This window comes from Streptomyces sp. NPDC031379, assembly GCF_055569615.1.
This window is the reverse complement of record NZ_JBVIIT010000001.1, coordinates 376,910-396,995: the sequence shown is the minus strand read 5'-3', so window position 1 is coordinate 396,995 and position 20,086 is coordinate 376,910. Positions and strand designations below refer to the sequence as shown.

Sequence of the window (20,086 nt, the reverse complement as noted above, 5' to 3'; positions counted from 1 at the left end):
GGGAACCGCGTGCAACGAACGCAGGGCGCCCTCCGCACAGGAAGGGCGCCCCACGCACAACCGGCTGAAGCCGAGCGCGGCGACTAGGCGTCGTAGTCGCGGTCGAAGCGGTCGTCCATCTCCCGCTCCGTGTCCTCGATGTCGCGCATGTTCTGGCGACCGCGCTCGGACTGCGGCTGCTGGCCACGCGGCGGCTGCTGACCGTGCTGCGGCTGCTGACCGCGCTGCGGCTGCTGCTGACCGCGCTGCGGCTGCTGGCCTCGCTGGCCGGCACGCTCACGCGACTGGCCGAGCTTGTCCTTGGCCTGGTCCTGCCGCTCGTTGGCCTTGTCCTGGAACTGGTCCTTCATACCCATGTGGGTTCACTCCTGTGGTGAGTGAGGTGGGGATCCGGCCCCTTGATGGGGCCTCGACCAGATTCACACGGGGGAACACGGAGCGCATGTGGATCAGTCACGGTGCGTAGTGCGCGCCGCTTCGTCGGCCGCCCCACCTGCGCCGACGAGCCCGGAGCGCATCCCCTGCAGCCGGGGCGCGAACCGCTTCATCTCGCGCTGGCCGACCGTCCCGATGAGCGCCGGGAGGTACCCGCGCATGCCCTGCATGCCGCGCAGCCACCACTGCCCGTACACGTGCGCCGAGCGCCGCTCGATCCCGGCGACGAGCCGGTCCACGGCGGGGCCCAGCGGGTACGTCTTGTTCGACGGCCACGGCAGCCGCTGCCGCAGTTCGCGCATGACGTCGTCCTGGTCGGCGCCGCGCACCATGTCGGTGTCGGTCCAGGACAGGTACGCGACCCCGACGCGCACGCCCTGGTAGCCGACCTCGGCGCGCAGACTGTGCGCGTACGCCTCCACGCCCGACTTGGACGCGCAGTACGCCGTCATCATCGGCGCCGGGGTGATCGCGGCGAGCGAGGCGATCTGGAGCAGATAGCCGCGGCTCTCCACCAGCACCGGCAGGAACGCGCGGGCGGTCACCGCCGAACCGATCAGGTTCACCTCGATCACGCGGCGCCAGGCCTGCGGATCGGAGTCGGCGAACGGACCGCCCGTCGCCACACCGGCGTTGGCGACCACGATGTCGACCTTCCCGAACCGCGCCTTCACCTCCTGCGCCACCCGGCCCATGGCCTCGTGGTCGGTGACGTCGGCGTACCAGTACGCGCTCTCGCTGTGCAGGCGCCCGGAGACCTCCTTGAGCGCCTCCTCCTCCAGCCCGACCAGCGCCACCTTCGCGCCGCGCGCGGAGAGCTTGCGCGCCAGCAGCTCACCGACGCCGCGCGCCGCTCCGGTGACGACCGCGACCTGTCCCTCGAGGCTGACCCTGCTCATGCGCCCTCCTTGATCTGCGCGGGGGTGGAACCGTGCTCGGGGCCGGCCCCCGTGACGTATGTGGTGACGAGTTCCCGGATCGTGCGGATGACCGGCTCGGGAGCCTCGATCGGGGTCATGTGGCCGACGCCGGGCAGCTCGGTGAGGCCGACGCACCGGGGCAGCGCGGCCACCAGCGAACGGGCGTGCACGGGGGGCGTGAGCCGGTCGGACGCGCCGTGCAGCACGGCGGTGGGCGCGTGCAACTGCCGTACGCCGTGCTCGAGATCGAGCGCCTCCAGCACGGCGGCCCAGGCGTGGCGCACGGCGCGCGGGCAGGCGTGCACGATCCGGGCGCACGCCTCGACCATGTGCGGGGCCGAACCGGCGCCCATGGTGGCGTACTTGAGGATGCTCTTCGCGACCGGCGTGACCGGTCCGAGGGGGGCGCGCGAACCGAGAACGCGCCCGGTGATCCAGGTGCGCACGCGGCCGGCCCGCAAGGGCACCACGCGCGCCTGCGCCACCAGCCGCGAACTGCCGGTGCTGCACAGCAGGACGGCGGCGGCGTGTTCGCGCAGACGGGGCCGCGTGGCGGCGGCCATGACGGTCATGCCGCCCATGGAGTGGCCGACGATCAGCGCCTTCTCCCCGCGCTCGAGCGTCTCCGCGAGCACCGCTTCGAGGTCGTCCGCCAGCGCCTCGGTGGTGCACGCCGGGCTCGCGGGACTGCGTCCGTGCCCTCGCTGGTCGTAGGTGATCACCCGGTGGTCGGCGGCCAGGTCCCGTATCTGCGCCGCCCAGAAGGCGGTCGAGCAGGTCCAGCCGTGGGACAGGACGACAGGGGGCGCGTCCTTGGGACCATGCACCTCGACGTGCAACCGCGCGCCGTCGGCGGAGACGACGGTGAGTGCGCGGTCCGGGACGGGCGGGGCGTACGGGCCGCCGGCCACGGCGGCGAGCCGGCTCACGCGGCGCCCTCGCTCTGCTTCTCGGCGACCGCCGTCCGCTCGCCGGAGACCGCGGCCTTCTTCTGCTTGCCGACGGCCGCCGTCTGCTTCCCTGCGGGCGCCCCGTCCCCGTTCTCGGCGACGGCCGGCTTGTCCGCGGCCGCGGCCCTCGGCTGCTCCCCGGCCGTGCGGACGACCGCGTACTCCCCCAGGTCCACCCGCCGGGTCGCGCGCCGGAACTCGGTCGTCGTACCGGGCCAGATGGTGGTGTTGCGGCCGCTCGCGTCCAGGTACCAGCTGGTGCAGCCGCCGGTGTTCCACACGGTCCGCTTCATGCGCTCCTGCACCCGGTGGTTCCAGTCCTCGACGGCCGTGGGCCGGGCATCGAGGGCCACACGGCCGCCGAGGACGTCCAGTTGCCGCAGATAGTCGGCCATGTAGTTCAGCTGGGACTCGATCATGAGGATCATGGAGGAGTTCCCGAGGCCGGTGTTGGGCCCGATGATCGTCATCCAGTTCGGGAAGCCGGCGGCCGAGGCGCCGCGCAGCGCCTGCATGCCGTTCTTCCAGGACTCCGCGAGCGTGCTGCCGTCCGTGCCGACCACCCGCTCGGCGATGGGCATGTCCGTGACGTGGAAGCCCGTACCGAAGATGATGGCGTCTACCTCGGTCTCGGTGCCGTCGGCCGCGACGACCGTCGAACCGCGGATCTCGCTGAGCCCGCTGGCGACGACGTCCACGTTGGGCCGGGTGAGGGCCGGGTAGTACGCGCTGGACAGCAGGATCCGCTTGCAGCCGATGCGGTAGTCGGGGGTGAGCTTGGCGCGCAGGGCCGGGTCCTTGACGGCGCGGGCCATGTTGCGCCTGGCGAGCTGTTCGACGAGGCCGAGTTCCTCGGGGTGCTTGGTGAACGCCTGCACCTGCAGTTCCCGGATGCCCCACAGCAGCCCGCGGCGCAGCTGGGTGGTGAAGGGCACCGACCGGTGCAGCCACCGCTCGGCGCCGCTGATGGCGCGGTCGACGCGCGGCATCACCCACGGCGGGGTGCGCTGGAAGAGGGTGAGGCGGCCGACCTGCGGCTGGATGGCGGGCACGATCTGGATGGCGGAGGCGCCGGTGCCGACCATGGCGACGCGCTTGCCGCGCAGGTCGTAGTCGTGGTCCCAGCGGGCCGAGTGGAACACCTTGCCCGGGAAGGACTCCAGCCCCGGGATCTCGGGGATCTTCGGGTCGGACAGCGGGCCCGTCGCCGAGACGACGACGTCGGCGGTCAGGGAACCGCGCGCCGTCTCGATGTGCCAGCGCAGGTTCTCGGCGTCCCACGTCATCAGCTTGACCTCGGAGTCGAAGCGGATGTGCGGACGCAGGCCGAAGAGGTCGGTGACGTGCTCCAGGTAGGCGCGGATGTGCCGCTGCCCGGAGAAGGTCCGCGGCCACTGCGGGTTGGGTGCGAAGGAGAAGGAGTACAGGTGGGAGGGGACGTCACAGGCGCACCCGGGGTAACTGTTGTCCCGCCATGTGCCGCCGACGCTGTCGGCCCGCTCCAGGACGACGAAGTCGGTGATCCCCTCCCGGCGCAGCCGCACGGCGGCCCCCAGCCCGCCGAACCCGGACCCGATCACCGCCACCCGTACATGCTCGTGCTCGGCCATCCCGAAGCCTCCACGCATCGCCTTGGACTCTGCCAGTGAACACTGGCGCAATGGGACTGTAGAGCAGCCCCGTACCGAGCGGTAGGGGTCGGGGGAAGGAAGTTACCGGCGGTACAACATAGGCTGCGGGCGTGGCAGAGGACGCAGATCACCCGGAGGCCCGGCGCGAGTACCGCATGGAGGAGCTGGCCCGGCTGGCCGGCATCACCGTGCGCACGCTGCGCTTCTACCGCGAGCGCAAGCTGCTCCCGCCGCCCCGCCGCGAGGGCCGCATCGCCTGGTACGACGACCACCACCTGGCGCGCCTGCGCACCATCGCCGCCCTGCTGGAGCGCGGCCACACGCTGAACGGCATAGCGGAACTGGCCGAGGCCTTCGACCACGGCCGCGACGTCGCCGACCTCCTGGGCGTCGGCACTCCCACCGAGGAGGAACCGGTCCGCCTCACCCCCGAGGAACTCGCCGCCCGCTTCGAGGGTGAGGTCACCCCCGAGAACCTCGCCGCCGCCATGGACCTCGGCTACGTCGGCACCGACGGCGACGAGATCGTCCACATCAGCCGCCGCCTGCTGGACGTCTCCTCCGCGCTGGTCCGCGAGGGCATCCCGCTCGCGGAGGTCCTCGCTGCCGCCGCCCGCGTCCGCGAGCACGCCGACTCCCTGGCCGAACTCTTCGCCGCCCTGATCCTGCGCCACGCCCCCGAGGAGGACCTGCAGCGCATGCGCCCCCTGGCCCGCAGCGTCGTGGAGGCGGAACTCTCCCTGGCCCTGGACCGGCGGCTCAGCAAGGACAGCAAGGACACGGGCGACTGAGCGCCACCCGCTCCCGCGGACCGGCCTACGCGCCGTAGACGACGGTCACCGGCGCATGGTCGGACCAGCGCTCGGCGTGCGTGGCCGCCCGCTCGACGAGGCCCTTCACGGCCCTGGCGGCCAGGCCGGGGGTGGCGGCGTGGTAGTCGATGCGCCATCCCGTGTCGTTGTCGAAGGCCCGCCCCCGGTACGACCACCAGGTGTACGGCCCGTCGACGTCCGGGTGCAGGGCGCGGACGACGTCGACGTACCCGCCGTCCGCCGCGTCGAAGACCCGCCCCAGCCACTCCCGCTCCTCGGGCAGGAAGCCGGAGTTCTTGGTGTTGCCGCGCCAGTTCTTGAGGTCGGCCTGCTGGTGGGCGATGTTCCAGTCGCCGCAGACGACCACCTCGCGGCCGTCGGCGGCGGCCCGTTCGCGCAGCTCCTTGAGGTGGACGAGGAACTCGCCCATGAAGCGGACCTTCTCGTCCTGCCGCTCGGTGCCGACCTCACCGGAGGGCAGATAGAGGGAGGCGACCGTCACACCGGGCAGATCGGCCTCGACGTAGCGCCCGCTGCCGTCGAACTCGGCCGAGCCGAACCCGACCCGGACCCGGTCGGGCTCGCGTCGCGTGTAGAGGGAGACACCCGCGCGGCCCTTGGCGGCGGCCGGGGCGTGCACGACGTGCCAGCCGTCGGGCTGCCGTACCCCCTCGGGCAGCTGGTGCGGCTCGGCGCGCACCTCCTGCAGGCAGACGACGTCCGCGCAGGTCCCGTCGAGCCACTCCACGAAGCCCTTCTTGGCGGCGGCCCGCAGCCCGTTCACATTCACCGAGGTCACAGTCAGCACCAGGGCACGATACCGGCACACTGGTCGAGGCCATCAAAGCCCGAGACCCATCGCCTGCATAGAAGTACGATGCCCAGCATGAATATACGCCCGGTTCGTTTCGATCACCCTGACGCCGTCAAGCTCAACGACGAGGTCCAGGCCGAGTACCACCTGCGCTACGGCGACGGCGGCGACGCGACGTCGCTCGACCCCGCGGACTTCACCCCGCCCCAGGGCGTCTACCTGATCGCGTACGACGGGTACGACCGCCCGGTCGCCACCGGCGGCTGGCGCAGCCAGGACCGCAACGACGAGGGCAACGAGAACGGCGACGCCGAACTCAAGCGCATGTTCGTGATCGAGGAGATGCGCGGCCGGGGCCTGGCGCGCCGCATGCTCGCGGCCCTGGAGGAGGACGCCCGCACGGCCGGCCGCGTCCGCATGGTCCTGGAGACGGGCACCAAGCAGCCGGAGGCCATCGCGCTGTACACCTCCAGCGGCTACGAGCCGTGCACCAAGTTCGGCTACTACCGCCACTACGAGGACAGCCGCTGTTTCGCCAAGCGGCTGTAGACGTGCTGAAGCCCCGGTCGGCTACTGCCGACCGGGGCTTCATGATGCGTGGACCTGAGGGGATTTGAACCCCTGGCCCCCTCGATGCGAACGAGGTGCGCTACCGGACTGCGCCACAGGCCCTTGCAACGAGTGAAACTCTAGCATCCCCATCCGGGTGCTTGGAAATCCGTTCCCGGACTGGTCAGGGGCGGGCTTCCCGTCGCGTGACCGCCGTCACTCGTTGGCCGCGCGCGGCCGGTCGCCGTCCTCGTACTGGTCGAAGAGCGGGGTGCGTCCGCGCTCACGGGCCCGGCGGGCGGAGGCCGCACGGCGCGCGTCGCTGCGGCCGCCCGCCGGCTTGTCCCCGGACGCGGGCGTTTCCGCCTCCGCCTCCGCCTCGGGTGCGTGACCGGCCTCATGCTCCGGAGCGACGGAGCTGGAACGCGCCGAACTCCAGGTGTCGGGCGCCCCCAGGTCCACCTCGGACGTGGCACGCGGCGCCACCGGCGCGGTCACGTACGTCGGCAGCGGCACCGGCACCGGGTCCCAGCTGTCTCCATGGCCGGGCCGCCGCTGCCGCTCTCGCTGCTGGTCGACCCACTCGGCGTGGTCGGTCTGCTCGACGAGGGCGCGCCGGTCCGCGGCGAGCGCGGACAGACCGGTGTCCGTGTCGGTCTCCGGTCCCTCCTCCGGTTCGTCCGCGCCGCCCGGGTCGAGGGGCACGCGCCGTCGCGGCTGCCGCTCCCGCTCGCGCAGGCGCTGGGCCGCGGCTTCGGCGCGCCGGCGGTCCATCTGGTAGGCGAAGCGGCGGCGTTCCTGGGTGCGCAGGTAGGCGATGTAGGCGCTGAGCAGTACGGCGGGCACGCCGGGCACCCACAGGAAGGCGAGCCCCCCGACGGCGGCGACGATCGCGCCGAGGGTGAAGCCGAAGAAGAGCATCACGGTGGTGCGCCGACGGCGCGCGAGCACCTTCGAGCGCTGGGCCCGTGCCGCGGCCGCCTGCGCGGAGGGCGCATGCCGTGCGGCCGGCACGCGCTTCTGCGCGGGCACGGACGCCTGCGCGGGCGGGCCGGCGGAGTGGCGCCCGGGCGCCGGAACGGACTTGGGCGTCGGTTCGGTGTCCTGGTCGTGCGCCGGTTCCGCGCTCGAGGGCGCCTCGGGCCCGGCGTCCGCACGAACCTGACGGCGGGTCGGAGGCACGGCGAAGGCCCGGACGTCCACCGAGTCGGTGACGGCGTCCGGATCACCGGCGTCCGGCTCCCCCTCCTGGGCGGAGCGCGCCCGCAGGTCCTTGGCGTATCGGCGCTCCATGCCCGCCCGTCCGGACAGCAGCCGGATGGCGGTGCTGAAGCGTTCCGTCGGACGGGCCTCGTTCAGCTCGTCCTGCCTACGGAGCCACATCGGCACCAAGTAGGCGGCCCAGGCCCCGACAATGACTGCGTAGATGAGGCCGCTGCTGCTCACGTCTCACACCGTAGAGGGGTTTGCGTGAGGCCATCTGCCAATTGGGCCGGTGTGTCGCACGATCTGGCTGATATTTCCAGCTTTTTTTGCGACCGATGCGATCAGAGGTCCGCCGCAGCCGGGAATTCAATGCCCCGAGACGGTCAGCAGTCGATCAATTTCGAACATACATTCAATTTCGGGGCCTAGGCGGGATTCCCCGGGGTGTTCTGCGGACGCTGCGCCTCCCGAGAGCGTGCCCGCCGCCAGCGCGCGAGCAACCCGTCGGGCACCTCTTCCGCTGTGAGCGCGAAGACCAGGTGGTCGCGCCAGGCTCCGTCGATGTGCAGATAACGCGGCCGCAGCCCCTCCTCGCGGAATCCGAGTTTCTCCACGACCCGTCGGCTCGGCCGGTTCTCGGGGCGAATGCAGACCTCGATGCGGTGCAGCCCGACGCTGCGGAAACAGTGGTCCACCACGAGCGCGACGGCCGTCGGCATCACTCCGCGGCCGGCCACCGCCTCGTCCACCCAGTAGCCGATGTGCCCCGAGCACATCGATCCCCAGGTGATCCCGGCGACCGTCAACTGCCCGACCAGCCGCCCCTGGTACTCGATGACGAACGGCAGCATCCGGCCCGCGCCCGCCTCCGAGCGCAGGTGCCGGACCATCTGCCGGTAGGTCGGCCGGTGCACGATCGGTCCGCTCGGTGTGGGCGGCGGGATGGTCGCCTCCCAGGGGCGCAGCCAGTCCCGGTTGCGCCGGTTCACCTCGCGCCAGACCCGCTGGTCGCGCAGTTTTATCGGCCGGAGGACGACATCACCGTCCCCCAGCACGACGGGCCAGGAAGGGCTGTTCAGCTCGCACCCCCACTACCGGGTCTGGGGTGGTCGCCGCCGCGGATCTGGTCGACGGCGTGGACCAGCAGCGGCTCCAGCACGGCGAGGCCGTCCTTCACCCCGCCCGTGGAACCGGGCAGATTGACGATCAGGGTCCGCCCCGCCACGCCGGCCAGGCCGCGGGACAGCGCGGCGGTCGGCACCTTCTCCCGTCCGAACGCCCGGACGGCCTCCGCGATGCCCGGCACCTCGTGATCGATCACCGCGCGGGTCGCCTCGGGCGTGCGGTCGGTGGGCGAGATGCCCGTCCCGCCGGTGGTGACGATGACGTCGTACCCGGCCTCGACGCCCGCGCGCAGCGCCGCCTGGACGGGGTCGCCGTCGGGAACGACCCGAGGCCCGTCGACGGCGAACCCGAACCTCTTCAGGCCGTCGGCGACCAGCGGGCCGCCCTTGTCCTCGTAGACACCCGTGGCAGCCCTGTTGGAGGCGGTGACCACCAGAGCACGGTAGGTCATGCCCGGCTCCAGTCGCCCGACTTGCCGCCCGTCTTCTCCTCCACCCGCACGTCCGTGATGACCGCTCCCTTGTCGACCGCCTTGACCATGTCGATCACGGTGAGCGCGGCGACCGTCACCGCGGTGAGGGCCTCCATCTCGACGCCCGTGCGGTCCGTGGTCTTCACGGTGGCCCGGATCTCCACGGCGTCGTCCGCGACCGACAGGTCCAGTTTCACACCGGACACCGACAACGGGTGGCACAGCGGGATCAGGTCCGGGGTCCGCTTGGCGCCCATGATGCCCGCGATACGCGCGGTGGCCAGGGCGTCACCCTTGGGCACCCCCTCTCCGCGCAGCAGCTCGACCACGCGGGGCGAGACGAGGACGCGGCCGCTCGCGCGGGCGGTGCGCGCGGTCACGTCCTTCCCTGACACGTCGACCATGCGGGCCGCGCCCGCCTCGTCGATGTGTGTCAGTCGGTCCTGCTCAGGGGATCCGGGGGTCTCCCCCCGGGAAGGCACAGTCATGGTGTGTGGCGCTCCCGGTCCGGGCCCGTCGCAGTGCGGTGCACGGGCCTGTTGTGCGCGACACGGTACCTCCAAGCCGGTACCCGCTCGGGACCAGGATCCCCCTGCGAACGGGCCCGCGCGCGTCAGCCGAGCAGCACGACCTCCACCTCGGTGCCGGGCTCGACGGATTCCACGTCCTCGGGGACGACGATCAGCGCGTCGGCGTGCGCCAGCGCGGCGATCAGATGGGAGCCCGCGCCGCCGACCGGGGCCACCTCGCCGGCGGTGTACGCGCCGCGCAGGAACTGGCGCCGCCCCTTGGGCGAGCGGAGCGCCTTGTCCGCCTTCAGGACGGCCCGCTCGCGCGGGCGATGGACGTCCGGGAGGCCCATCAGGGCGCGGATGGCGGGGCGGACGAACAGCTCGAAGGAGACGTACGACGACACGGGGTTGCCGGGCAGGGCCAGCAGGGGCGTGTGCTCGGGGCCGATGGAACCGAAGCCCTGGGGCTTGCCGGGCTGCATGGCGAGCTTGCGGAACTCGACGCCGCCGCCCGCCTCGTCCGCGTCGCCGACGTACGACAGCGCCTCCTTGACGACGTCGTACGCGCCGACGCTCACCCCGCCCGTGGTCACCAGCAGGTCGGCCCGGATGAGCTGGTCCTCGATGGTGGCGCGCAGGGTCTCGGCGTCGTCGGCGACGGCGCCCACCCGGTAGGCGAGGGCGCCGGCGTCACGCGCGGCGGCGGTGAGGGCGAAGCTGTTGGAGTCGTAGATCTGGCCGGTGGCCAGTTGCTCGCCGGGCTGGACGAGTTCGCTGCCGGTGGACAGGACGACCACGCGCGGACGCGGTCGCACGCGTACCGTGCCGCGGCCGACCGCGGCGAGCAGCGCGATCTGCGGCGGTCCGAGGATCGTCCCGGCCTCCAGGGCGCGTTCGCCGGCCCGCACGTCGCTGCCCTTGGCGCGCACGTGCGCGCGTGGCTCGGCGGGGCGGTGCACCCGCACATGCCCCTCGGCGCCCTCGGGGGCCAGGCTGCGCGCCCGCATCCCGCTCACCGGGCCCTCGCCGAGCCCGCCGTCGGTCCACTCGACGGGCACGACGGCCTCGGCGCCCGGCGGGAGCGGGGCGCCGGTCATGATGCGGGCGGCCTGGCCGGGGCCGACCCGCACCAGGTCCGCCGCGCCGGCCGCGACGTCCCCGACGACCTCCAGGACGGCCGGGAACTCCTCGCTGGCGCCCGCGACGTCCGCGACGCGCACCGCGTACCCGTCCATGGAGCTGTTGTCGAACGGCGGCAGCGACACCGGCACCGTGACGTCGTCGACCAGGACACAGCCCTGGGCGTCGAGGAGTTGCAGCTCGATGGGTTCGAGGGGCTGGACGGTCGAGAGGATGTCGTCCAGGTGCTCGTCCACCGACCACAGGTCGTCCGGGCCGGCGGGGCGGGTCGCGGCGCTGCTCAACGTGGTTACATCTCCTCGGCTACGTAACTGCGAAGCCAGGTCCTGAAGTCAGGGCCCAGGTCTTCACGTTCGCACGCGAGTCTGACAATGGCACGCAGATAGTCGCCACGGTCCCCGGTGTCGTAGCGGCGGCCCTTGAAGACGACGCCGTGCACCGGCCCGCCGACCTTCTCGTCCTGGGCGAGCTGCTGGAGGGCGTCGGTGAGCTGGATCTCGCCGCCGCGGCCCGGCTCGGTCTTGCGCAGTATGTCGAAGATGTGCGGGTCGAGCACGTAGCGGCCGATGATCGCGTAGTTCGACGGGGCGTCCGCCGGGTCCGGCTTCTCGACCAGGCCGGTCACCTTCACGACGTCACCGTCGGCGGTGGTCTCCACCGCCGCGCAGCCGTAGAGGTGGATCTGCTCGGGTGCGACCTCCATGAGCGCGACGACGCTGCCGCCGTACTGCTCCTGGACCTCGATCATGCGCTTGAGCAGCGGGTCCCGCGGGTCGATCAGGTCGTCGCCGAGGAGGACGGCGAAAGGCTCGTGGCCGACGTGCGGGGCGGCGCACAGCACGGCGTGGCCGAGCCCCTTGGGGTCGCCCTGGCGCACGTAGTGCATGGTGGCCAGATCGCTGGACTCCTGCACCTTCGCGAGCCGTTCGGCGTCGCCCTTCTTCTCGAGTGCCGACTCCAGCTCGTAGTTGCGGTCGAAGTGGTCCTCGAGGGGACGCTTGTTGCGTCCGGTGATCATGAGCACGTCGTCGAGCCCCGCCGACACGGCCTCCTCGACCACGTACTGGATCGCCGGCTTGTCAACGACCGGCAGCATCTCCTTGGGAGTGGCTTTGGTGGCCGGCAGGAACCGGGTGCCTAGGCCTGCTGCGGGGATGACAGCCTTGCTGATCCTGGGGTGCGACTGAGTCATGCCCGCAACCTTATCCGGTGCCTTAGATGGGAATCCGTGGCTCCCGGTTGGTTGACCCTTATATGACGGCATTAAGAAAAGGGGCGAGAACGACCAGTGGAACACGTCGGACGTACGGGCGAGCCTGACAAGCGAACGTTGCGGCAGGAGTTCCTCGAGGCGAGGAACAGGTTGACGGGCGACGACGTCCGCGCGGCGGGCCGCGCGCTGGCCGAGCGCGCCCTGGAGCTGCCCGAGCTGGCGGATGCGCGCACGGTGGCGGCGTACGTCTCCGTGGGCGGCGAGCCCGGCACGCTCGCGCTGCTGGACGCGCTGCGCGCGCGGGGCGTGCGCGTCCTGCTCCCCGCGCTCCTGTCCGACAACGACCTGGACTGGGGCGAGTACACCGGTCCCGGCTCTCTCGCGCGGGTCCAACACGGCGGGAAGATGGCCCTGTTCGAGCCCTGCGGCGAGCGCCTCGGTCCGGATGCCGTGACGGACGCGGACGTCGTCCTGCTGCCCGGGCTCGCGGTGGACGCCCGGGGGATGCGCCTGGGGCGCGGCGGAGGCTCGTACGACCGCGTGCTGGCCCGCCTGGAGCGCGCGGGCGCACGCTCCCGGCTCGTGGTGCTGCTGTACGACACGGAGGTCGTCGCGCAGGTCCCGGCGGAGGCGCACGACAAGCCGGTGCACGCGGTGGTGACGCCCTCCGCCGCGCGCCGGTTCACGAGCGGCTGACCTCGGGCCGGTACGCCCCACCCGTCCCACCCGCTCCGCGACCGAAGCGGAACGGCCCCCCACGCACGCGTGGGGGGCCGTTCGGGTGGCGTGGCTCAGCGGCTCACGGCTTGAGGACGAGCGTGTCGCTCGTGCTCTTGTCGACCGCCTTGTCCGAGAACGACCAGGGCAGCAGCTCGCCCTTGACCCACTTGCCCGTCTGGTCCGTGTAGTGCGCGCTGTACGCGTGCCCGGAGGCGCCGGTCAGGTTGATCCACTTGGACTTGTCGAGGTCGGCGAGGTTGACGACCATCCGCATGGAGGGCACCCAGACGACGTTGTAGCCGCCGGCGGCGTTCCAGCCGCTCGCGTTCACGGCGGCCTCACCGCCGCTGAGCTTCCAGGGGCCGCGGTTCAGCACGTACTGCAGGATCTTCGGGCCCTCGGTGCCGAGCGTCTGGTTCTTCAGGAACAGGCGGTGCAGCCGGCCCCAGCTCCAGGTGTCGATGTCCTTGCCGAGCTTGGCGGTCAGCTCCCAGCGGGCGTCGATCATGGCGCGGGCGAAGAGCTGGTCGCGGTTGTGCGCGGCCGGCCGGGTGCCCGACTTGGGCGTCTTCCACCAGTCGCTGTCCGGCTTGTCCATCAGGGTGCGCACGACCTCGAACCAGCGGTCGCCGCCGTCCGGCTGCGCCTGGTCGGCGTCACGCCGGCCGCACTCGCGGACCTTGGTGTCGTCGTCCAGCGGGCCGGTGCTGTCGATCTTGTCGACCCACAGGCACTGTCCCTTGACGCGCAGCTCCTTGGGGAGCTTGTTGCCGAAGGCGAGCTTGAGGATGTTGCGCCAGACGGCGTTGAAGTACGCGGCGGCGGCGGAGTCTGCTTCCTGGGTGTAGTCCCAGCCCTCCAGCAGCTTCTGCGCCTGGCGGACGTCCGGGTCGTCGAGGTCGAGCTTCAGCAGCTTGGGCACGAGCAGCTTGGCGATCTCACTGCTGTTGTCCAGCTGCATCTGCCGCATGTCGTCGGTGGAGATCTTGCCGCCGTCCTTGATCTTGGACTCGATCAGGTCGGTGATGCGCTGGCTGCGGGTGCCGTAGCCCCAGTCGGTGGTGAGCGTGTACGGGTACTTGTCCTTGTCGACCACGGCCTGGTTGGCGGTGACGATGTAGCCGCGCGCGGGGTCGTACTCGTAGGGCAGCTCGTCCTGCTCGATGAAGCCGGTCCACTTGTACTTCGACTCCCAGCCCGGCGCCGGGATGGAGCCGTCGTCGGAGGAGGAGCGCGTGGGGATCTTGCCGGGCAGGGTGTAGCCGATGTGCTCGGTGTCGGCGTAGATCAGGTTCTGCGAGGGCACGTCGAACAGGGCGGCCGCCGACCGGAAGTCGCTCCAGTTCGACGCCTTGTCGAGGGCGAACACGGCGTCCATGGAGGTGCCCGGGTCGAGCGCGGTCCACCTCAGGGCGATGCCGTAGCCGTCGCCGCGGTCGGGGGCGGCGGTGTTGACGCCGGCCTTCTTGCCGACCTGGACGAGTTCGTCGTCACGGTCGGACAGCAGCGGCATCCCGTCCTGGGTCTGGCGGACGACGATGGACTTGGACGCGCCGCCCGCGACCTTGATGGTCTCCTCGCGGGTCTTGAACGGCCGGACCTTGCCGTCGTACAGGTAGCCGTTCGCGGTCACCTTCTCCAGGTACAGGTCGGTGACGTCGACGCCGGAGTTGGTCATGCCCCAGGCGATCTTCGCGTTATGCCCGATGATCACACCGGGCATGCCGGCGAAGGTGTAGCCGGTGACGTCGTACTGGCACTTGCCGGAGACGGTCCGGCAGTGCAGGCCCATCTGGTACCAGACGGAGGGCAGCGACGGCGACAGGTGCGGGTCGTTGGCGAGCAGCGGCTTCTTGGTGATGGTGTACTTCCCGGACACGACCCAGGAGTTGGAGCCGATGCCCTGGCCGTTCACTCCGACGGCCGTGGGGACGTCGTCGAGGACGTTGTAGAGGCCCGCCAGCTGGCTCGTGAGGCCCGAGGTGTTCGAGCCCGACACGGAGGAGCCGCTCGTGCTCGTCGCGCCCTGAGAGGTGCTCGTGGAGCCGCCGGTCGTGCCCGTGGTCCCGGAGGTGCCGGTGGCGCCGTTCTGCTGGAAGGACTTGCTCAGCGCGCTGTACTGGCCTTCCTGCACGATCGGCTTGTGCCGGCCGGAGGGGTACGCCGGGTACAGGTCCTGGATCTGCTGCGGCCCGAGACGGCTGGTCATCAGGGCGCGGTCGATCTCGTCCTGCATGTTGCCGCGCAGGTCCCAGGCCATGGCCTTCAGCCAGGCGACGGAGTCGACCGGGGTCCACTTCTGCGGCTTGTAGTCGTTGGTGAAGCCCAGGGCCGCGTACTCCAGGGAGATGTCCTTGCCGCCCTTGCCCTGGAGGTAGGCGTTGACCCCCTTGGCGTAGGCCTGGAGGTACTTCTTCGTGGAGGGCGACAGCTTGGTGTCGTACTCCTCCTTGGCGATCCGGTCCCAGCCGAGGGTGCGCAGGAACTCGTCGTTCTCGACCTGGCCCTTGCCGAACATCTCCGACAGGCGGCCCGAGGTCATGTGACGGCGCACGTCCATCTCGTAGAACCGGTCCTGCGCCTGGACGTAGCCCTGCGCCATGAACAGGTCCTCGTCGGAGGAGGCGTAGATCTGCGGGATGCCGTAGCCGTCCCGCTTCACGTCGACCGGCCCCGACAGGCCGTCCAGCGTGATCGAACCCGTGGTCTGCGGGAAGGAGGCGCGGACGGTGCTGATCGACCAGTACGCCCCGTAGGCGAGGCCTCCGATGAGCGCCAGGACCAGCACCAGCACGAGCAATCGGGCTTTGCGCCCCTTCTTCCTGCCGGACTTGACGGACGTGGCACCCGTTGTGGCGGTGTCACCCGTTGTGGCGGTGGTGTTGGGGGGCATCGCTGTCCTTGCTGTCCTAACGCGAGCGGCAGGTCGGGCTGTGACTTTGAATGAGCGCTGGAGCAACCATAGGCGCAGGGCCCTGTCCCCCTTGACGCGGAGTCGGGAAGAAGCGCGTACGGACGTTCGATCTTGCCCCGGCCAGCGTCAAGAAAGCGTCAAGAGTTAGGTAAGGTAACGAAGTAACCCGGAGATCTCAGGGGAGGTACCGCCGCTGACTGTCCACCACCTCAACCAGCTCCTGCTCGTCTGCTCCGTCGTCCTGCTGGTCGCCGTCGCGGCCGTCCGGGTCTCCTCCCGCAGCGGGCTCCCCAGCCTGCTCGTCTACCTGGGGATCGGCGTCCTGATGGGCCAGGACGGCATCGGCCACGTCAACTTCAACAGCGCCGAAGTGACCCAGGTCATGGGATACGCGGCCCTGGTCGTGATCCTCGCCGAGGGCGGCCTGGGCACGAAGTGGAAAGAGGTCCGGCCGGTCCTGTCGTCCGCCTCCGTCCTGGCCACGGCGGGAGTCGCGGCCAGCGTGGGTGTCACCGCGGCGGGCGCGCACTACCTGGTCGGACTGGAATGGCGGCAGGCACTCATCATCGGCGCGGTGGTCTCGTCCACGGACGCGGCGGCGGTCTTCTCCGTGCTCCGGAGAATTCCCCTCCCCGCGCGCGTGACGGGGACGCTGGAGGCGGAGTCCGGCTTCAACGACGCCCCGGTGGTCATCCTGGTCGTCGCCTTCTCGACGGCCGGCCCCGTCGAGCACTGGTACCTGCTGCTGGGCGAGATAGCCCTGGAGCTGGCCATCGGCGCGGCCATGGGGCTGGCGGTGGGCTGGTTCGGCTCCTGGGGGCTCAGGCACGTGGCCCTGCCCGCCTCCGGCCTCTACCCGATCGCCGTGATGGCCATCGCCGTCACGGCGTACGCCGCCGGCGCCCTGGCGCACGGCAGCGGCTTCCTGGCCGTCTACCTGGCCTCGATGGTGCTCGGCAACGCCAAGCTGCCCCACTGGCCCGCCACGCGCGGCTTCGCCGAGGGGCTCGGCTGGATCGCGCAGATCGGCATGTTCGTCGTGCTCGGCCTGCTGGTCACCCCGCACGAGCTGGGCGACGACGTCTGGCCCGCGCTGGTCATCGGGCTGGTCCTGACCATGGTGGCCCGGCCGATGAGCGTGGTCCTCAGCCTGGCGCCGTTCCGCGTGCCGTGGCAGGAGCAGACCCTGATGTCGTGGGCGGGCCTGCGCGGCGCCGTGCCCATCATCCTGGCGACCATCCCGATGGTGAACGGCGTCGCAGGCAGTCGCCGCATCTTCAACATCGTCTTCGTCCTGGTCGTCGTCTACACCCTGGTCCAGGGGCCGACGCTCCCCTGGCTGGCACGCAAGCTGCGCCTGGGCGAGGAGGGCGAGGCCTCCGACCTCGGCATCGAGTCGGCACCCCTGGAGCGGCTGCGCGGGCACCTGCTGTCCATCTCGATCCCCGAGGGCTCCCGGATGCACGGCGTGGAGGTCAACGAGCTGCGCATGCCGCCGGGCGCCGCCGTCACCCTCGTCGTACGCGAAAAAGAATCGTTCGTCCCCCTCCCTACGACCGTGCTGCGGCGGGGGGACGAGCTGCTGGTCGTCGCCACGGACCCGGTCCGCGACGCGGCGGAACGGCGCCTGCGCGCGGTGGCCCACGGCGGCAAGCTGGCCGGGTGGCTGGGCACGAACGGGGCGGGCGACTCGCGCTGAGTTCCCCGGGTCCGCACCCGACGAAATCCCAGGTGACCGGAGCCCGAGGTGCTCGTTTTCACAGCCGTGCGCGGCAGTGATCCCTGTACGATGAAGGCGCACCCTGATCGAACCAACTCTGCCTGACGCAGAGCTGGCGCGACCGTATGGCGGCCGGAGCGCCCTTGGCAGTGGCACCGGTATCTACCGCAGTTCCGCGCAAGAGGACAGCTCTCGGCGCCCCCCGCACGGGCGCGCTACCAGGCGGTAGAAAGGCACGGGCCGTGGAGTCCACGGTCACCACCGAGCCGGCGGAGAACCCGTCGGCGTCGTCCCGCCCGGGATACGGACAGCTGCTGCGCACCCGCGGCGCCTGGACGTTCCTGCTCCCCGGTTTCGCGGCGCGCCAGCCGTTCGCGATGCTCACGATCTCCATCGTGCTGCTCGTGCAGCACACCACCGGCTCCTACGGTGCCGCGGGCGCCGTCGCGGCCGCCACCGGTGTCTCCATGGCGCTGTTCGCCCCGTACGGCGGTCGCCTCGCCGACCGCTACGGCCAGCGCGCCGTACTGATCCCCGGCGTCCTGGTGCACACGCTGGCGGGCCTGTCCCTGACGGCGCTCGCCCTGGCGCACGCCCCTCTGTGGGCGCTGTTCCTGGCGGCCGTCCCGACCGGTGCCTCGGTGCCACAGGTCGGCCCGATGGTGCGTGCGCGCTGGGGCGTGAAGCTGCAGGGCTCGCCCCTGATGACCACCGCGGCGGCGTTCGAGTCGGTCACCGACGAGCTGACCTTCGTCTTCGGCCCTCTGCTGGCGACCGCGCTGTGCACCGCCGTGACGCCGGCGGCGGGCCTCGTCACGGAGGCCGCGCTGACCCTCGTCGGCGGCCTGCTGTTCGCCGCGCAGAAGGGCACGCAGCCGCCGGTGAGCGACGAGAGCGGGCACGCGCGCGTGCAGCACGCGTCCGCCCTGCGCGTCCCGGGCGTGCGCGTGCTGGTCGTGACGTTCCTGGGCATCGGCTCCGTCTTCGGCGGCATGCAGGTGTCGCTGGCGGCGTTCACCGAGTCGATCGGCGAGCCCGGTCTGAACGGCGTCCTGTACGGCGTGTTCGCCGCCGGCAACATGCTCTCCGGCATCGCCTGCGGCGCCATCGCCTGGAAGGCCGCCCCGCAGCGGCGCCTGGTCATCGGCTACACGGCGCTGGCGCTGATCGCGTCCGCCCTGTGGACGGCGCATTCGGTGCCGCTGCTCGCCGGCCTCGGCCTGCTGGTCGGCATGTGCATCGCGCCGGCTCTGATCACCGGCTACACGCTGGTCGAGGGCCTGGTCCCGGCCGGTGCCCGCACCGAGGCCTTCACCTGGCTGACCGGCGCCGTCGCGCTCGGCCAGGCGGCCGCCGTCACCGTGGCCGGGCAGCTGGAGGACCGGCTGTGGGACGGCGCGGGATTCCTGGTGCCCATGGCGGGCACGGTGCTCGCGCTGGTGACCCTGGTGGCGCTGCGCTCGCGGCTGGTCGCCCCGCACCGGAACCGGACCGTCGCACGTGGCGTCGGTCACCGCGTGCCGGTGACGGTGGACTGATCCCCGGGAATACGTCACTATGGACCGTCGTTAGCACTCATCGAGTGAGAGTGCCAGGAGGAAGACAGTGCCGACGTACCAGTACCAGTGCACCGAGTGCGGCGAGGGCCTCGAGGCGGTGCAGAAGTTCACCGACGACGCCCTGACCGAGTGCCCCAACTGCGGTGGCCGCCTGAAGAAGGTGTTCTCCGCGGTCGGCATTGTCTTCAAGGGCTCCGGCTTCTACCGCAACGACTCGCGTGGTTCCACGTCGAGCAGCAGCCCGGCCTCGAAGTCCAGCTCCTCGTCGTCCGAGTCGAAGTCGTCCTCGTCGACCTCTTCCTCGTCGTCGACGTCCTCGTCCGCGTCGGGTTCCGCCAGCAGCTCCGCCGCCTGAGACCTCTCACCCCTGACCCTGCCGTCCTGCGACGGCGGGGTCATCGGCATGTCCGGGAGGTATCTCCGGCACCGGCTGCCCCGCGCTTCCCCGGCCAGCTAATGTGCTGGTCATGGCGAACGCAGAGATCGGCGTAATCGGCGGCTCGGGCTTCTACTCGTTCCTCGACGACGTGACCGAGGTCGAGGTGGAGACCCCCTACGGGCCGCCCAGCGACTCCCTCTTCCTCGGCGAGATCGCCGGCCGGCGGGTCGCCTTCCTGCCCCGGCACGGCCGCGGCCACCATCTGCCGCCGCACCGCATCAACTACCGCGCCAACCTGTGGGCCCTGCGCTCGGTCGGGGTCCGCCAGGTCCTCGGTCCGTGCGCGGTGGGCGGCCTGCGTCCCGAGTACGGCCCCGGCACGCTGCTGGTGCCCGACCAGCTGGTCGACCGTACGAAGCACCGGGCGCAGTCGTACTTCGACGGGCTGCCGCTGCCCGACGGCACCGTGCCGAACGTCGTGCACGTGTCCGTGGCCGACCCCTACTGCCCCGCCGGGCGGTCCGCCGCGCTCAAGGCGGCGCGCGGGCGGGACTGGGAGCCGGTGGACGGCGGCACGCTGGTCGTCGTCGAGGGGCCGCGCTTCTCGACGCGTGCCGAATCGTTGTGGCACCAGGCGCAGGGCTGGTCCGTCGTGGGCATGACCGGCCACCCCGAAGCGGCGCTCGCCCGGGAGCTGGAGCTGTGCTACACGTCGCTGACCCTGGTCACCGACCTGGACGCGGGTGCCGAGACCGGCGAGGGCGTCTCCCACGAGGAGGTGATGCGCGTGTTCGCGGCCAACCTGGACCGGATGCGCGGAGTGCTGTTCGACGCGGTGACGGCACTGCCGGAGACCGAGGCGCGGGACTGCCTGTGCGTGAACGCGCTCGGCGGTATGGACCCGGGGTTCGAGCTGCCGTAGTCCGCCGGGGGCAACGAGCGGAATTCCCCGTTCGGATGGGCGGGTTGTCCACAATCCGGCCGTGCTCCACGGGCTCCGGCGGGATTCGGCGCG

Annotated in this window: 19 protein-coding genes and 1 tRNA gene; 7 read left to right on the top strand and 13 right to left on the bottom strand. The window is 71.4% G+C overall.

Translation table 11 applies throughout. The annotated features are described in order from the left end of the window. Positions 1-83: 83 nt before the first annotated feature. From ACZ5CW_RS01910 to ACZ5CW_RS01895, 4 genes are all read right to left on the bottom strand, one after another. Positions 84-356, bottom strand: coding sequence for a hypothetical protein (locus ACZ5CW_RS01910; protein WP_468597458.1), 273 nt, complete (start codon positions 354-356; stop codon positions 84-86). A 93-nt stretch (positions 357-449) separates the two neighbouring features. Continuing rightward, positions 450-1,334 (bottom strand): SDR family oxidoreductase, encoded by an 885-nt coding sequence (locus ACZ5CW_RS01905; protein ID WP_468597456.1) that lies wholly within the window; start codon positions 1,332-1,334, stop codon positions 450-452. Beyond that, positions 1,331-2,284, bottom strand: coding sequence for an alpha/beta fold hydrolase (locus ACZ5CW_RS01900; protein ID WP_468597454.1), 954 nt, complete (start codon positions 2,282-2,284; stop codon positions 1,331-1,333). Before ACZ5CW_RS01900 ends, ACZ5CW_RS01905 begins: the two co-directional genes overlap by 4 nt. Continuing rightward, positions 2,281-3,915, bottom strand: a complete 1,635-nt coding sequence (locus tag ACZ5CW_RS01895; RefSeq protein WP_468597452.1) for a flavin-containing monooxygenase — start codon at positions 3,913-3,915, stop codon at positions 2,281-2,283. The genes ACZ5CW_RS01900 and ACZ5CW_RS01895 overlap by 4 nt, the downstream gene beginning before the upstream one ends. 176 nt (positions 3,916-4,091) lie before the next feature. Between ACZ5CW_RS01895 and ACZ5CW_RS01890 the strand changes: the two genes are divergently transcribed. Continuing rightward, the gene (locus ACZ5CW_RS01890; RefSeq protein ID WP_468597757.1) at positions 4,092-4,727 is read left to right on the top strand and encodes a MerR family transcriptional regulator; all 636 of its coding nucleotides are present in this window, start codon (positions 4,092-4,094) and stop codon (positions 4,725-4,727) included. 25 nt (positions 4,728-4,752) lie between these two features. On the opposite strand, the gene ACZ5CW_RS01885 is transcribed toward ACZ5CW_RS01890, so the two are convergent. Beyond that, positions 4,753-5,556, bottom strand: coding sequence for an exodeoxyribonuclease III (locus tag ACZ5CW_RS01885; protein ID WP_468597450.1), 804 nt, complete (start codon positions 5,554-5,556; stop codon positions 4,753-4,755). A gap of 78 nt (positions 5,557-5,634) precedes the next feature. Here ACZ5CW_RS01885 and ACZ5CW_RS01880 point away from each other — a divergent pair, with 78 nt between their 5' ends. Next, positions 5,635-6,111, top strand: coding sequence for a GNAT family N-acetyltransferase (locus ACZ5CW_RS01880; RefSeq protein WP_468597449.1), 477 nt, complete (start codon positions 5,635-5,637; stop codon positions 6,109-6,111). Between the two features lie 49 nt (positions 6,112-6,160). Here ACZ5CW_RS01880 and ACZ5CW_RS01875 read toward each other — a convergent pair. The 7 genes from ACZ5CW_RS01875 to galU form a co-directional block, all read right to left on the bottom strand. Beyond that, a tRNA-Ala gene (locus ACZ5CW_RS01875) sits at positions 6,161-6,234 on the bottom strand. Between the two features lie 93 nt (positions 6,235-6,327). Continuing rightward, the gene (gene sepX, locus ACZ5CW_RS01870) at positions 6,328-7,557 is read right to left on the bottom strand and encodes a divisome protein SepX/GlpR (protein WP_468597447.1); all 1,230 of its coding nucleotides are present in this window, start codon (positions 7,555-7,557) and stop codon (positions 6,328-6,330) included. 185 nt (positions 7,558-7,742) lie between these two features. Beyond that, positions 7,743-8,372 (bottom strand): GNAT family N-acetyltransferase, encoded by a 630-nt coding sequence (locus tag ACZ5CW_RS01865; RefSeq protein WP_468597445.1) that lies wholly within the window; start codon positions 8,370-8,372, stop codon positions 7,743-7,745. 20 nt (positions 8,373-8,392) lie between these two features. Next, the gene (locus ACZ5CW_RS01860; RefSeq protein WP_468597443.1) at positions 8,393-8,893 is read right to left on the bottom strand and encodes a MogA/MoaB family molybdenum cofactor biosynthesis protein; all 501 of its coding nucleotides are present in this window, start codon (positions 8,891-8,893) and stop codon (positions 8,393-8,395) included. Next, positions 8,890-9,402, bottom strand: coding sequence for a cyclic pyranopterin monophosphate synthase MoaC (gene moaC, locus ACZ5CW_RS01855; protein ID WP_468597441.1), 513 nt, complete (start codon positions 9,400-9,402; stop codon positions 8,890-8,892). Before moaC ends, ACZ5CW_RS01860 begins: the two co-directional genes overlap by 4 nt. A 125-nt stretch (positions 9,403-9,527) precedes the next feature. Next, on the bottom strand, positions 9,528-10,850 hold the full coding sequence (gene glp, locus ACZ5CW_RS01850; protein ID WP_468597439.1) for a molybdotransferase-like divisome protein Glp: 1,323 nt from the start codon (positions 10,848-10,850) through the stop codon (positions 9,528-9,530). 5 nt (positions 10,851-10,855) lie between these two features. Next, complete coding sequence (galU, locus tag ACZ5CW_RS01845; protein ID WP_468597437.1) at positions 10,856-11,758, bottom strand: UTP--glucose-1-phosphate uridylyltransferase GalU; 903 nt, start codon at positions 11,756-11,758, stop codon at positions 10,856-10,858. Positions 11,759-11,929: 171 nt separating this feature from the next. Between galU and ACZ5CW_RS01840 the strand changes: the two genes are divergently transcribed. Next, positions 11,930-12,475 carry a 5-formyltetrahydrofolate cyclo-ligase gene (locus tag ACZ5CW_RS01840; protein WP_468597435.1) on the top strand — a complete coding sequence of 182 codons (546 nt, stop codon included), beginning with the start codon at positions 11,930-11,932 and terminating at the stop codon, positions 12,473-12,475. A gap of 103 nt (positions 12,476-12,578) precedes the next feature. Here the strand turns inward: ACZ5CW_RS01840 and ACZ5CW_RS01835 are convergent, their stop codons facing one another. Then, complete coding sequence (locus ACZ5CW_RS01835) at positions 12,579-15,392, bottom strand: penicillin acylase family protein (protein WP_468597434.1); 2,814 nt, start codon at positions 15,390-15,392, stop codon at positions 12,579-12,581. 193 nt (positions 15,393-15,585) lie between these two features. Between ACZ5CW_RS01835 and ACZ5CW_RS01830 the strand changes: the two genes are divergently transcribed. The 4 genes from ACZ5CW_RS01830 (at position 15,586) to ACZ5CW_RS01815 (ending at position 19,993) form a co-directional block, all read left to right on the top strand. Next, positions 15,586-17,112, top strand: a complete 1,527-nt coding sequence (locus ACZ5CW_RS01830) for a potassium/proton antiporter (RefSeq protein ID WP_468597755.1) — start codon at positions 15,586-15,588, stop codon at positions 17,110-17,112. Positions 17,113-17,375: 263 nt separating this feature from the next. After that, positions 17,376-18,671 carry an MFS transporter gene (locus ACZ5CW_RS01825; RefSeq protein ID WP_468597432.1) on the top strand — a complete coding sequence of 432 codons (1,296 nt, stop codon included), beginning with the start codon at positions 17,376-17,378 and terminating at the stop codon, positions 18,669-18,671. Between the two features lie 67 nt (positions 18,672-18,738). Beyond that, a complete protein-coding gene (locus tag ACZ5CW_RS01820) occupies positions 18,739-19,047 on the top strand; it encodes an FmdB family zinc ribbon protein (protein WP_468597430.1) in 309 nt (102 codons plus the stop codon). A gap of 112 nt (positions 19,048-19,159) precedes the next feature. Next, complete coding sequence (locus tag ACZ5CW_RS01815) at positions 19,160-19,993, top strand: S-methyl-5'-thioadenosine phosphorylase (protein WP_468597428.1); 834 nt, start codon at positions 19,160-19,162, stop codon at positions 19,991-19,993. The last annotated feature ends 93 nt before the right edge of the window (positions 19,994-20,086 follow it).